Annotated in this window: 13 protein-coding genes and 1 pseudogene; 6 read left to right on the top strand and 8 right to left on the bottom strand. The window is 74.2% G+C overall.

The window, feature by feature from the left end:
- The 8 genes and pseudogenes from ACFV5N_RS16520 to ACFV5N_RS16485 form a co-directional block, all read right to left on the bottom strand.
- A pseudogene (locus tag ACFV5N_RS16520) lies at positions 1-160 on the bottom strand (GNAT family N-acetyltransferase); the annotation flags it as partial.
- Positions 161-239: 79 nt separating this feature from the next.
- A complete protein-coding gene (mnhG, locus tag ACFV5N_RS16515; protein WP_385599784.1) occupies positions 240-602 on the bottom strand; it encodes a monovalent cation/H(+) antiporter subunit G in 363 nt (120 codons plus the stop codon).
- Entirely contained in the window at positions 599-865 is a 267-nt protein-coding gene (locus tag ACFV5N_RS16510) for a monovalent cation/H+ antiporter complex subunit F (RefSeq protein ID WP_385599781.1), read from the bottom strand. Before ACFV5N_RS16510 ends, mnhG begins: the two co-directional genes overlap by 4 nt.
- Positions 862-1461, bottom strand: a complete 600-nt coding sequence (locus tag ACFV5N_RS16505) for a Na+/H+ antiporter subunit E (RefSeq protein ID WP_385599780.1) — start codon at positions 1459-1461, stop codon at positions 862-864. Before ACFV5N_RS16505 ends, ACFV5N_RS16510 begins: the two co-directional genes overlap by 4 nt.
- Positions 1458-2960 (bottom strand): Na+/H+ antiporter subunit D, encoded by a 1503-nt coding sequence (locus tag ACFV5N_RS16500; protein ID WP_385599777.1) that lies wholly within the window; start codon positions 2958-2960, stop codon positions 1458-1460. Before ACFV5N_RS16500 ends, ACFV5N_RS16505 begins: the two co-directional genes overlap by 4 nt.
- Positions 2957-3382: a Na(+)/H(+) antiporter subunit C gene (locus ACFV5N_RS16495; protein WP_385599774.1), complete on the bottom strand. Its 426-nt coding sequence runs from the start codon at positions 3380-3382 to the stop codon at positions 2957-2959. Before ACFV5N_RS16495 ends, ACFV5N_RS16500 begins: the two co-directional genes overlap by 4 nt.
- Entirely contained in the window at positions 3379-6258 is a 2880-nt protein-coding gene (locus ACFV5N_RS16490; protein ID WP_385599771.1) for a Na+/H+ antiporter subunit A, read from the bottom strand. The genes ACFV5N_RS16495 and ACFV5N_RS16490 overlap by 4 nt, the downstream gene beginning before the upstream one ends.
- Before the next feature lie 220 nt (positions 6259-6478).
- On the bottom strand, positions 6479-7999 hold the full coding sequence (locus ACFV5N_RS16485) for an SDR family oxidoreductase (RefSeq protein WP_385599769.1): 1521 nt from the start codon (positions 7997-7999) through the stop codon (positions 6479-6481).
- 162 nt (positions 8000-8161) lie between these two features.
- Between ACFV5N_RS16485 and ACFV5N_RS16480 the strand changes: the two genes are divergently transcribed.
- The 6 genes from ACFV5N_RS16480 to ACFV5N_RS16455 all read left to right on the top strand — a co-directional run.
- Positions 8162-8728, top strand: coding sequence for a dihydrofolate reductase family protein (locus tag ACFV5N_RS16480; RefSeq protein WP_385599767.1), 567 nt, complete (start codon positions 8162-8164; stop codon positions 8726-8728).
- A gap of 375 nt (positions 8729-9103) precedes the next feature.
- On the top strand, positions 9104-9307 hold the full coding sequence (locus ACFV5N_RS16475; protein WP_385599764.1) for a hypothetical protein: 204 nt from the start codon (positions 9104-9106) through the stop codon (positions 9305-9307).
- Complete coding sequence (locus ACFV5N_RS16470) at positions 9304-9480, top strand: hypothetical protein (protein ID WP_385599761.1); 177 nt, start codon at positions 9304-9306, stop codon at positions 9478-9480. The genes ACFV5N_RS16475 and ACFV5N_RS16470 overlap by 4 nt, the downstream gene beginning before the upstream one ends.
- A 77-nt stretch (positions 9481-9557) precedes the next feature.
- Positions 9558-9776 (top strand): hypothetical protein, encoded by a 219-nt coding sequence (locus ACFV5N_RS16465; RefSeq protein WP_385599758.1) that lies wholly within the window; start codon positions 9558-9560, stop codon positions 9774-9776.
- A 106-nt stretch (positions 9777-9882) separates the two neighbouring features.
- Positions 9883-11793 (top strand): alpha/beta fold hydrolase, encoded by a 1911-nt coding sequence (locus tag ACFV5N_RS16460; protein WP_385599755.1) that lies wholly within the window; start codon positions 9883-9885, stop codon positions 11791-11793.
- Positions 11790-12360, top strand: a 571-nt coding sequence (locus tag ACFV5N_RS16455; RefSeq protein ID WP_385599752.1) for a hypothetical protein, incomplete at its 3' end; no start/stop codon positions are given. The genes ACFV5N_RS16460 and ACFV5N_RS16455, both read left to right, overlap by 4 nt.

The raw sequence follows: 12360 nt of genomic DNA, 5'->3' as shown, positions 1-12360 counted from the left end.
GGGTGACACAGTTCCAGAACGCGAACCGGCTGTCGGCCCACCGCACGGCCAGCCCGGGCAGATCCCGCACATCCGCCCCGGGATCCCGGTCGAGGACCATCGCCCGCCACACCAGGGCCAGTTGCGCCACCGACTCGACCGAATCCGACAGATCAGCCACCGTCACCCCGCACCGATCGACCAGCACCGCAGGACCGAACCCACCGATCGTGCCACACCACGCCCCGCCCGGGGCCGGTTCAGCGCGGTGGCGGCCCCGCCGGATCCTGGCGCCCCAGCCGGTCGCCCAGCTGGTCCACCGTCAGCCGCTCCCGCGCCACCGCGTCCGTGCGGTAGGCGATCCGCGCCACCACATGGCCCAGCACCGGCGCGGTCACCAGCATGAACACCCCGATCAGCAGCAGCGGCGGCGCACTGGGCCCGCCCTCGTGCACCGCCGCGCCCACCAGCACCAGCAGCAGCCCGAGCGTCTGCGCCTTGGACGCCGCGTGCAGCCGCGACACGGTGTCCGCGAACCGCAGCATGCCCACCCCCGCCAGCAGCGAGAACAGCGCACCGCCCAGCATCAGGACCACCCCCACCACATCCCGGACCCCGCTCATCGCATGTCCTCCCGCCGCTCGACCAGCCGCGCCGCCGCGATCGTCCCGATGAACCCGAGCAGGGCCAGCACCACCAGCACATGGCCGCTGATGCCGTCCGAACGGATCACCGTGCCCACCACCGTCCCGGAGATGATCAGCGTCACCAGGGTGTCCAGCGCCACGATCCGGTCCAGCGCCGCGGGACCGCGCACCAGACGCACCGTCACCAGCAGTGCCGCGGCACACAGCAGCCCGAGCGCGATGGAGACCATCACCGTCATGCCGAACCCTCCTTCTCCGCCGTCCGGGACAGCGCCAGCAGCCGGCGCTCGATACGGGCCACCGCAGCCCGGCGCTTCTCCGCGTCCGCCGCACCCCGCAGGGGCAGCGCGTGCACGTACAGCAGCCGCCGCTCGCGGTCGATCTCCAGCACCAGGGACCCCGGAGCCACCAGCGTCAGCAGCGCGACCGTCGCGATCTGCGCGTCACTGCGGGACCGCAGCTCCACCTCCACGATCCCGGACCGGGTCGCGGGCCCGCTGCGCACCGCCTCACGGGCGACCACCACCGAGGAGGCCACCAGGTCCGCCAGCAGATAGCCGATCAGCGCCGGCAACTGCACCAGCCCCCGCAGCCTGGGCGGCCTCCGCCGCCGGGCCGCGGCACGCGGCGGCAGCCCGAACGCGATCTGGGTGCCCGCCGCCACCACCGCCCCCGCGATCAGGGTCGGCACCGTGAACGTCCCCCACAGCACCGCCCACAGCAGCGTCAGCCACAGCAGCGGCGGCACATACCGCCACGGCCGCCGCCGCACACTGCCCCGGCCCGCGGGCGCGGCCGGTCCTGGCTCCCGTACGTCGCCGGGGTCCGCTCTCATCCGGCACCACCTCCCAGTACCGCCTCGCGGTAGCCGTCCGGATCCACCAGATCCCGGGCCGCCGCCTCACTGATCTCGCCCAGCAGCCCGGCGCCCACCGCGATCGCCACGCCCAGGCCCACGATGCCCACCGTCGAGGCCAGCATCAGCACATTGCCCGCCTCCCGGCGCGGCGCCGGCCGGTCCGGACCCGCCGAGAACACCGCCCGCCACACCCGGGTCATCGCGTACAGCGTCAGCAGACTCGTCACCAGCGCTGCCGCGATCAGTACCGTCACCGGCCAGCCGCTGCGCTCGCCGCCCGCCTGGAGCAGCACGAACTTCGCCACGAAACCGGAGGTCGGCGGGATGCCCGCCAGCGCCAGCGCGGGCAGCATGAACAGCCCCGCCACCACCGGTGGCGGCGGCGCGCGGTGGGTGAGCGAGGCCAGCGAGGCCGTCCCCGACAGCCGCACCACGATCCCCGACACCAGGAAGAGACCGGCCTGCACCACGATGTGATGCGCCGTGTACAGCACGGTGCCGGTCAGCCCGGCCTCGTCGAAGAGCGCGAGCCCGAACAGCATGAAACCGATGTGACTGACCAGCACGAACGACAGGAGACGGTTCAGATCGTCCTGCGCGATCGCGCCCAGCACCCCGGTCAGCAGGGTCAGCACCGCGACGATCGTCAGCAGCAGCCACACCTCGTCCCGGGGGAAGATCAGCGTCTGGGTGCGCACTATCGCGTACACCCCGACCTTCGTCAGCAGCGCCGCGAAGATCGCCGTAATCGGGGTCGGCGCGGTCGGATAACTGTCCGGCAGCCAGAAATGCAGCGGCACCATGGCCGCCTTGATGCCGAACACCACCAGCAGCAGCACACTCAGCATGGCCGCCACCCCGTCCGGCGCCTGCGTCATCCGCAGACTGAGGTCGGCCATGTTGACCGTCCCGGTGGCCGCGTAGCACAAGGCGATCGCCGTCAGGAACAGCAGCGAGGAGGTGAGGCTGGTGATGGTGTACGTCATCCCCGCCCGGATCCGCCCCGAGCCCACCCCCAGACTCAGCAGCACATACGAGGCGGTCAGCATCATCTCGAACGCCACGAACAGGTTGAACAGGTCGCCCGCCAGGAACGCCATCCCCACGCCCGCCGTCAGCAGCAGATACGCCGGGTGGAACGCCACCGGGGAGGACTCCCCGAAGTCGGCGTTGCCCTGGCCGATCGCGAACACCAGCACCGCGAGCGCCACCGCCAGCGACACCGTCAGCAGCAGGGCGGACAGCCGGTCGGCGACCAGCGCGATGCCCAGCGGCGCCGGCCAGCCGCCCATCGACGCGGCCTGCGGCCCGTCCCGCTGCGCCAGCACCAGCAGCACCACCGCGTCGGTGAGCGTCAGCGTCAGCACACTGACCCCCAGCACCTGCTGGGTGATGCGACTGCCGGACAGGGCGAAGGACAGCGCGGCCACCAGCACGGGCAGCAGCACCGGCGCCACCAGCAGCCAGGCCGTCATCGGCCCTCCCTCCGGTCGGCGGGCAGATCCGACTCGGCGGCGGCCCGCTCCTCGGCCCGGTCGTGCACCGTGCCGATCCTGCGGTCCTCCACGTCGTCACGCACCTCGTCGTGCCCGTCCAGCTGCCACGCCCGGTGCACCATGGCCAGCAGCAGCGTGGTGATGCCGAAGGTGATCACGATCGCGGTCAGCGCCATCGCCTGCGGCAGCGGATCCGCCAGCCGCTCGTCCGGCCCCTCGCTCCCCGCCACCGGCGGCGAGGCCGGCGCGCCGCCGGTCAGCATCAGCAGCAGGTTCGCCGCGTGCCCCAGCACGATGACCCCCAGCAGGATCCGCATCAGCGAGCGGTCGAGCAGCAGGAAGAACCCGGTCGCGTAGAGACCACCCACCACGGTGGCCATCACCAGATCGAGCGTCGTCATGTCACGGCCTTTCTCCTGGCGGGACCCCCGTAGGGCGCCAGGGTGTCGCCGGCGTCACGCACCCGGTCCAGCGCGTAGAGCAGCTTCAGGCACACGCCCAGGACCAGCAGATACACACCGAGGTCGAAGAACACATTGGTCGCCAGATGCAGCGAGCCCAGCACCGGCACGTCCCAGTACCACTGGGCGCTGGACAGCGGCGTCCCGCCGGCGGCCAGCGGCGCCAGCGCCGTCACCGCCGCCAGCACCAGACCCGCACCGGCCACCGAGCGCGGCGTGACCGGCAGCGGGAACGCCGCCTCCGCCGACCGCCCCGCCAGATACCGCAGCACGAACGCCTGACCGGCCACCAGCCCGCCCGCGAACCCGCCGCCCGGCCGGCTGTGCCCCGCGAACAGCAGATACACCGACAGCACCAGAACGGCCGGGAACAGCATCCGCACCACCAGCTCCAGCAGCAGCGAACGCTCCCGGCGCGGCACGTCCAGCGCCTCCGGCAGCCACATCTCGCGCGGCACGTCCCAGCGCGCCTCGCCGAACCGTTCGGCCGCCCGGCTGCGCCCGCCCGGGCGCCGCCGCCGGCCCGCCGGCCGCCCGCGCCCCTCCCCGCGCCGCCCCAGCAGCGCGGCGGCACCGATCACCGTCACCAGCAGCACGCTGATCTCGCCCAGGGTGTCCAGCGCGCGGAAGTCGACCAGCAGGGCGTTCACCGCGTTGTACGCGCCGGTCTCCGGGGCGCGCTCGATGATCTCGCGCGGCAGCTCCAGCGACTGCCGCACCGCCGTCGCGGTCACCGCGAGCGCGGCCACGCACACCCCGGCGACCGTCGCCAGCGCCACCCGGAACCACAGCGAACGCGGCTCGGTCCGCAGCGGCGAGAAGTCGGCCGGCAGCCGGCGCAGCACCAGCACCACCGCCACCACCGTCAGCGTCTCCACCAGGAACTGGGTGAGCGCCAGATCCGGCGCGCCCTGCACCAGGAAGAGCCCGGCCACCCCGTAGCCGATCGCCCCCACCAGCAGCACCGCCGTCAGCCGGTGCCCGGTGACCACCAGCGCCACCGCGGCGGCCAGGATCACCACCGCCAGCGGCACCTGAACGCCCGAGTGCCAGGCCGTCACATCCGGCAGCGGCGGGCGGTACCACAGCAGCATGGTGCCCGGCACCGCGATCACCGTCAGCAGCAGCACTGTCAGATACACCGGCAGCGAACCCACCTGCGTGTGCCGGGTGAACCACACCGCCAGCCGCCCGAGCCCGTTCACCGTGCCCTCGTAGCCGCGCTGGGTGTCCGGCAGCGACGGCATCCGCCGCTGGGCCCGCTCCACCCACAGCCGGCCCGCGTGCAGCAGCAGCCCCACCACGATCATCGTCGCCGACAGGGTGAGCGGGCCGGTGACCCCGTGCCACAGCGACACCTCGTAGGGGCCCTCCGGGTCCGGCACCAAGTGCTCGGAGCGCGCGTACGGCACCGTCAGATCGCCGGTGATCCGGTAGAACACCCCCAGCAGCAGCGACGCCGCGGTCAGCACGCACACCGGCACCACCAGCACCACGGGCACCGGGTCCACCGGGGTGCGCTCCACCCCTGGCTTGACGGCGAACGCGCCCCACAGGAAGCGGGCGCAGTAGGCGACGGTCAGCGCCGACCCGAGCGCGAGCCCCGCCACCGCCCACCAGCGGCCGGCGAAGTCCGCGTGCCACATCGCCTCGTACGCCGCCTCCTTGCCGAGGTAGCCCACCAGCGGCGGCAGCCCCGCCATCGACGCCACCGACAGCACCGCCGCCCCGCACACCAGCGGCATCGACCGGCCGACGCCCGACAACCGATGCAGCTCCCGGGTGCCGGCCGACCGCTCCAGCACCCCCACGATGAGGAACAGCGCCGACTTGAAACAGGCGTGCGCCAGCAGCATCTCCTCGCCCGCCAGCATCGCCGTCTGGCCGCCCGCGCCCAGCAGCGCGGTGAGCATGCCCAGTTCGCTGACCGTCCCGTAGGCCAGCAGCAGCTTCAGATCCGTTTGCCGCATCGCCCGCCAGGCGCCCAGCACCATGGTGATCAGACCGATCGCCAGCACCGCCGGCTGCCAGGGCTGGACGTCCACCAGCGCGGGCGTCAGCCGCGCCACCAGGTACACACCGGCCTTGACCATCGCCGCCGCGTGCAGATAGGCGCTGATCGGGGTCGGGGCCACCATGGCCGCCGGGAGCCACGCCGACAGTGGGGCCTGCGCCGATTTCGCGAACGCCCCGCACAGCACCAGCACCACCGCCACCGCCAGCGCCCCGGAGGCGGCCGGCGGATCGGCCACGATCTCGGAGATGCGGTACGTGCCCGCCTCCCGGCCCAGCAGGATGAAGCCGAACAGCATCGCCAGTCCGCCGCCGGCCGTGGTGAGCAGGGCCTGTTCCGCCGCCTTCCGGTTGGCCACGCCCTGGCCCCGTCCCGCGATGAGCAGGAAGGAGATCACCGAGGTCAGTTCCCAGAAGATGTACAGGGCGATCAGATGGTCGGCGGTCACCAGGCCGAACATCGCCCCGGCGAACCCGACCAGCAGCCCGGCCTCCCGGCCGCCGTCGGCGAAGTACCCCGACCCGTACAGCAGGACCAGCGCCCCGACGCCGCTGATCACGAAGACCATCAGCAGCGACAGGCTGTCCAGCCGGAGCACCAGCTCCAGCTGGAGCACGGAGGCCCACGACAGGGTCTCCTGCGGCACGTGCCCGTCCAGGACCCGTCCGCTCCACAGCGCCGCCCAGACCACCGCCGCCAGCGGCACCAGCACCGCGAGCAGCCAGGCCGCCCGCCGGTAACGGCCCGCCAGCAGCGGGAGCACGAGAGCCACCAGGAGGTGGACACCCAGCAGCGTCAGCACGGTGCTCCTTCCCACGTTCGCGGCCGGGCCCGGCGGGCCCGCGGGCGCCGGTGGCCGCGCGCGGCGGCTGACGACCCGTCATGATCATGGGGGCCCGGGGCCCGCATCCCCCGAAGCACTCGATCGGTCGCGTGTCGCGCCCCGGGATGATCCTTTCTCCCGGCCGCCCCTACCCCGCCCGGGCCGGGGTATGGCCCCCGACCGGAACGCGGGGCGCAGGTCACACCCGGCGCGCGGCGCCCTGGCCCTGTCCGGCGGCCCGGGCGATGTTGCGGGCCATGCCACCGAAGACCACGGCGTGGAACGGGGCGACCGACCACCAGTAGGCGTGGCCGGACAGCCCGCGCGGATGGAACAGCGCCCGCTGCCGGTAGCGGGTGCGGCCCTCGGCATCGGTCTCCGCGTACATCTCCAGCCAGGCCAGCCCGGGCAGCCGCATCTCGGCCCGCAACCGCAGCAGATGTCCCGGCTCGATCTCCTCGACCCGCCAGAAGTCCAGCGAGTCGCCCGCCCGCAGCCGCTGCGCGTCGCGCCGCCCGCGCCGCAGCCCGACCCCGCCCACCAGCCGGTCCAGCCAGCCGCGGGCCGCCCAGGCCAGCGGGAAGGAGTACCAGCCGTTGTCGCCGCCGATCCCCTCGATCACCCGCCACAGCGCCTCGCGGGAGGCGGCCACCGGCATCGCGCGCTCGTCGCGGTAGAGGCTGCCGCCCGACCAGCCGGGGTCGGTGGGCAGCGGGTCGCTGGGCGCGCCCGGGACGGCGGCGTTCGACCAGCGGGTGGTGACCTTCGCCTCACCGATCCGGCGCAGGGCCAGGGCGAGGGTGTCGTCGAAGGGCTGCGGCCGGCCGGGCGGGTCGGGGACGTACCGGGCGATGTCGTGCTCGTGGCAGACGACCTCGTGCCGCAGCGATTCGGTGAGCGGTTTGGCGATGGCGGCGGGCACCGGGGTGACCAGCCCGACCCAGTGGCTGGAGAGGTTCGGGGTCAGCACCGGGACCGGCACGATGATCCGCCGCCGCAGCCCGCTGACGGCGGCGTACCGCTGCATCATCTCCCGGTAGGTCAGGATGTCCGGACCGCCGATGTCGAAGGTCCGGTTCACCTCGGCCGGCATGGTGGCCGAGCCGACCAGATAGCGCAGCACGTCCCGGACCCCGATGGGCTGGATCCGGGTGCGGACCCAGCGGGGGGTGACCATCGCCGGCAGCCGCTCCGTGAGGTAGCGCAGCATCTCGAAGGAGACCGAGCCGGAGCCGATGACGATCGCGGCCCGCAGCACGGTGGCGGGCACCGGCCCGGCCAGGAAGACGCGGCCGACCTCAGCCCGTGAGCGCAGGTGCGGGGACAACTCGCGCTCGGGTACGCCGCGGGGGGTGAGGCCGCCGAGATAGACGATGCGCCGCACGCCCGCGGCACGGGCCGCCTCCGCGAAGATCCCGGCCGCGCGGCGGTCGGTCTCCTCGAAGTCCCGGCCGGTGCCCAGCGCGTGCACCAGGTAGTAGGCGACGTCGATGCCGCGCAGCGCGTCGGCGACCGACGCGGCGTCCGTCACATCGCCCCGCACCGTCTCCACGTCCCCCGCCCACGGGTGGTCGCGGAGCTTGGCCGGGGTACGGGCCAGGCAGCGCACCCGGTGGCCGGCCGCGAGCAGTTCCGGCACCAGCCGGCCGCCGATGTACCCGGACGCGCCCGTGACCAGGCAGTGCGGCCCGTCCGCAGCCCGCTGTTCTTCCGCACTCATGACGATCCCTTCGCCGGCCCGGTCCGTGATCCGATCATGGCCGCCGCGGGGCGGATGCGGCGGTCGACGCGGCCGGGACCGATGAGTTCCGCGGCTCCGCCGGGTCGGGGTACCGGACGGCCGGACACGAGAGCCGGAACCCGGCGAGGAGAGGACACCCCCATGACGGACATCGCGCCCCGGCGCGCCGAGGGCAAGGTGCTGTGGCACTTCACCATGTCGCTGGACGGCTTCGTGGCCGGACCCGGGCACTCCATGGACTGGATGACGGACTTCGCGTTCCGGCCCGGCCTGGAGGAGGAGTACACGGCCACCACCGGCGCGATGCTGGGCGGCCGGGACGGCTGGGACGCGTTCCCCGATGTCGACGGGATCTACGGCGGCCGCTGGCAGGGGCCGGTGTTCGTGCTGACGCACCATCCGCGGGACGCCGCGCCCGCCGCCGGGGTGACGTTCCTCGACTGCGACGTCGCCGAGGCCGTCCGCATCGCCCTGGCGGCGGCGGACGGCAAGAACGTGGAGGTGCTGTCCGCCTCGATCGGGCGCCAGTTGCTGGAACGCGGGCTGATCGACCGGATCGATCTGCACATCGCGCCGGTGCTGCTCGGTGACGGCATCCGGCTGTTCGACAACCCCGGGGGCGCCCCCGTACGGCTGGACCTGCTGAGCGGCGGCGACCGGACGGCCGTGGTGGACGTCCGCTACCGCCCGGCGGGGGCGGCCGGCTGAGCGCCGGCCGGCACCGGCCGGTCAGGAGGCGGGGGCGCGGTCGCGGACGGCGCCGGTGAAGTCCGCGACCCGGGCCGCCACCGCGGGCGGGTGATGACGCGGTGCTGTCCGAGGCCCCGGGTGCGGAACAGGTCCACGCGGTCCCCGTGGGCGCGGGCGGTCCGCCTCCGCGCGCTTCCGGCGGCCCGGCCGGGAAGGGACGGAGCGACCCCGGCGGTGGTGTCGAGGGCCGTGCCGGGCGCCGCCGTGCCGTGCACGATGCTGCCGAACCGGTGCAGCCTCGTGCCACCGCCACACCTTCTCCACCCCCCGGCCGGTTCGGGAGGGTTCTGTCCGGCGGCGGAGCGACCGCCGCCCGGATGACAGGAGAGATCCATGGCGCGATCCACCCCGTTCGCCCAGCGGGCCGTGTCCGGCCCCCTGCGGGAGGATTCCCCCGGGGACATCGGCACCGCCGCCTCGCCCGTCCTGGCCACGCCCGCCGCGGCCGCCGCCTTCGCCGCCGGGGCGACCATCGTCGTGGGGGCCTACGTCGTCGGCCGCATGGTCGGCAGCGAGACCGAACCGGTGATCCAGTGACCACCGCGGACCGGCTCCCCACCGCCCTGCGCCACCTGCCCGGACTGACCGAGGACGCCCCGGGCCTGGCCCACGGCACCTCCGAGGCCGTGCTCTGCCTCGTCCACTCGGCCGTCCAGGTCTCCGTCTGCGTCACCTCCGCCGGCGACCAGGACTCCAGGCTGCCGCTCTGAGCACGGGCCGGCCGCCCCTTCGCTGCCCGGCGCCCGCCGGGAACCTTCACGACCCGATACGGAAAGGACGTCCCACCATGTCCAGAACCACCGCCTATCTGAACGGGTGCGCCGCGCTGGCGGACCTCTCGGTGCTCGACAGCACCGGCCGCCGCTCCCCGGCCCAGCCGGTGCTCGCCACGCCCGTCACCATCGTCGCCTTCGCGGGCGGCGTGGGCGCGGGCGCCGCCATCGTCGCCGCCTTCGAAGCCGGCCGCCAGGCCGCCGGCGGCTCGATGGAACCCATCATCCACTGACCCTCGCCGTGCCACCGGTACCGGCCGGGACACCGGCCCCGTACGAGCGCCCCGGCCGGTACCGGCCCCGCCACACCTCCTCGGACCCCGCCAAGGGAAGGCGACGATGAGACGATTCCCCACCCCGCCGAAGAAGCTGCTCGCCGCACTGCTGGGCCCGGTGCCCGTCGGCCGGCAGCAGGCGATCGGCCTCTCCGAACGGCTGTCGGCCGCCACCTCGCTGGTGTCCGGCCTGGAGTTCCTGAGCGACCGCAGCCAGATACGCCCCGGCGGCCTGAACGACTGGTCCATCAACCGCGAGCTGTACGCCGACTGCTCCCGCCCGGTCCGCGCAGCCCTCGACCTCCTGGCGCACGAGCGCACCACCACCGCCCTGTACGCCGCCCGCGTCGCGGCGAGCGCCGCGCTGCTGCTGCCCGGCCGGGGCCGCTGGCGCGGAGCCGCCAACCTCTTCCTCGGCCTGTCCGGCGCCGCGCTCTACCCGCACCACCGGCTCGGCTCCGACGGCTCCGACCAGGCGTCGGGGATGGTCCAGACAGCCACCGGGCTGGCCCGGCTCTCCACCTCGCCGCAGACCCAGGACGCGCTGCTGTGGTACGTGGCGCTCCAGTCGAACCTGTCCTACCTGGTCTCCGGCTGGGTCAAGCTGCTCGGCCGCGACTGGCGCACCGGCGACGCGCTCGGCGGGGTCCTGCGCACCCGCACCTACGGCGAACGGCATCTGTGGCGGCTCACCCAGCGCTACCCCCGGGCCGGCCGGACGCTCGCCCACGGCGTGCTGGCGCTCGAATGCCTCTTCCCCGTGCTCTATCTGCGCGGCGGCAAGCTCGCCAGGCCGGTGCTCGCGACCACCGTCTCCTTCCACCTCGCCAACGGCTTCGTCATGGGCCTGGGCCGCTTCGTCACCTCCTTCGCCGCCATGCACCCGATGGTCGCCTACACCAGCACCCCCGCCCACCACCCCGCCGTCGCCGGCCGCGACGACCGGGCGCCGCGCACCGCCGCGCTGGTGCTGGCCGGCGGCGTCGCGCTCGCCGGAGCCCTGGCCGCCGCCCGCCGGCTGCGGGTGACCGACGGCTGGCCCGGCACCGAGTGGGTGACCACCCGGCACGGCAACCGGCTCGCGTACGACACCACCGTCTCGCCCGGCGGCAGCGGCCCGGTGGTGGTCTTCGTGCACGGCCTCACCGCCCTGCCCGAGCACTTCGGCTGGCTCACCCAGACCCTGCGGACCCGCTCCGCGCACGAACTGCTCACCTACAGCCGGGCCGGCTACGGCCCCAGCCGCTACGCGGGCGCCCGCCCCTACACCCTCCAGGAGTCGGTGGACGACCTGGTGGACCTCGTCACCCAGACCGTGCCCGCACACCGGCAGGTCGTCCTCGCCGGACACTCGCTCGGCGGCGAACTCGCCCGCCGCGCCGCCGTCCGGCTCGGCGACCGGGTGCACTCCGTCGTCTACCTGGACAGCTCGCACCCCGCCGAACTCCACCGCTCCGAACAGCAGGACGAGTCCGCCCGGCGGCTCACCGGAGCCATCCGCACCTTCACCAACAGCCTGCGGCTGGGCATGGGCGTCCTCCTCAACCGGCCCTCCTGGGTCGACAACCTGCCGCGCCCCTTCCGCGCCCGCGCCCTCCAGCAGTACGCGGACGCCCGGATGTGGCGCGCCGGGCAGCGCGAATGGCAGGCCACCGAGCAGGACTTCCGCGGCCACAGCGGCGAACTGCCCCCGGTCCGCGCCCACGCGCTGGTGCTCTCCGCCCAGCACACCGTGGACCGCGACCCGGAACAACTGCTGCTGCACCGCGAACTGGCCGCCGCCCACCGCGGCGAGGGCCGCGTCGTGGCGGAGGCCGTCATCGAGGGCGCCGACCACGACAGCCTGCTCACCCGGGCCGAGTACGCGCTCCAGGCGGGCGAACGGATCCTCGCCTTCCTCGACTCCACCGCGCACCGCCCCGGCCCCGCCGGTACCGCGTCCCCGGACCGCACCCCCGCCCGGGAGGTGTCGTGACCGCCGCCCCCGCCGTCCGCACCGCGCTGCGCTCGGCGTTCACCGGCCCCGGCGCCCCGGCCCGCATCACCGCCGGGCTGCTGCTGCTCGGCACCCTCGCCGCCCAGCACCCCAACCCCTCCTTCCACCGGGTGCCCCGCAAGGACCGGCTGAACGCCGCGTTCCCCAACTGGCGGTTCTTCGCCCCCCACCCGGCCCAGCACGACTTCGAGATCTGCTACCGGACCCTCGACGAGTCCGGCGAGACCTCCCCCTGGCACCCCGTCGAGGTCATCCAGGGCCGCCGGCCCGCCCAGATCGTCTGGTTCCCCGGCCGCCGCCCCGAGAAGGCCGTCTTCGACGTGGGCAGTGAGATCCTCCAGGCGCTCGACAAGGGCTTCGACGTCGTCACCCGGCAGCCGGCCTACCGGCTGCTGAGCGCCCATCTGGCCCGCCACATCGGGGAACGGGGCGACCGGCACGTCAAGGGCTTCCAGTTCACGATGGTCCGGGTGTCCGGCTACGACACGTCCGAGGAGCCGGAGAGCGTCTTCGTCTCCCCCTACAACCCCATGCCCCGGCCCGCCG

It is taken from the genome of Streptomyces sp. NPDC059853 (assembly GCF_042731495.1).
In the GTDB taxonomy this organism is placed as follows: domain Bacteria; phylum Actinomycetota; class Actinomycetes; order Streptomycetales; family Streptomycetaceae; genus Streptomyces.
Note: the sequence above shows the minus strand (reverse complement) of the source record. Positions and strands in the feature narration are given on the sequence as shown.

Bases quoted from the DNA above. Each gene is read 5' to 3' on its own strand.
- ACFV5N_RS16505 (WP_385599780.1), bottom strand. From the start codon at position 1,461: ATGAGAGCGGACCCCGGCGACGTACGGGAGCCAGGACCGGCCGCGCCC.
- ACFV5N_RS16510 (WP_385599781.1), bottom strand. From the start codon at position 865: ATGACGGTGATGGTCTCCATCGCGCTCGGGCTGCTGTGTGCCGCGGCA.
- ACFV5N_RS16485 (WP_385599769.1), bottom strand. From the start codon at position 7,999: ATGAGTGCGGAAGAACAGCGGGCTGCGGACGGGCCGCACTGCCTGGTC.
- ACFV5N_RS16495 (WP_385599774.1), bottom strand. From the start codon at position 3,382: ATGACGACGCTCGATCTGGTGATGGCCACCGTGGTGGGTGGTCTCTAC.
- ACFV5N_RS16475 (WP_385599764.1), top strand. From the start codon at position 9,104: ATGGCGCGATCCACCCCGTTCGCCCAGCGGGCCGTGTCCGGCCCCCTG.
- ACFV5N_RS16500 (WP_385599777.1), bottom strand. From the start codon at position 2,960: ATGACGGCCTGGCTGCTGGTGGCGCCGGTGCTGCTGCCCGTGCTGGTG.
- mnhG (WP_385599784.1), bottom strand. From the start codon at position 602: ATGAGCGGGGTCCGGGATGTGGTGGGGGTGGTCCTGATGCTGGGCGGT.
- ACFV5N_RS16460 (WP_385599755.1), top strand. From the start codon at position 9,883: ATGAGACGATTCCCCACCCCGCCGAAGAAGCTGCTCGCCGCACTGCTG.
- ACFV5N_RS16465 (WP_385599758.1), top strand. From the start codon at position 9,558: ATGTCCAGAACCACCGCCTATCTGAACGGGTGCGCCGCGCTGGCGGAC.
- ACFV5N_RS16480 (WP_385599767.1), top strand. From the start codon at position 8,162: ATGACGGACATCGCGCCCCGGCGCGCCGAGGGCAAGGTGCTGTGGCAC.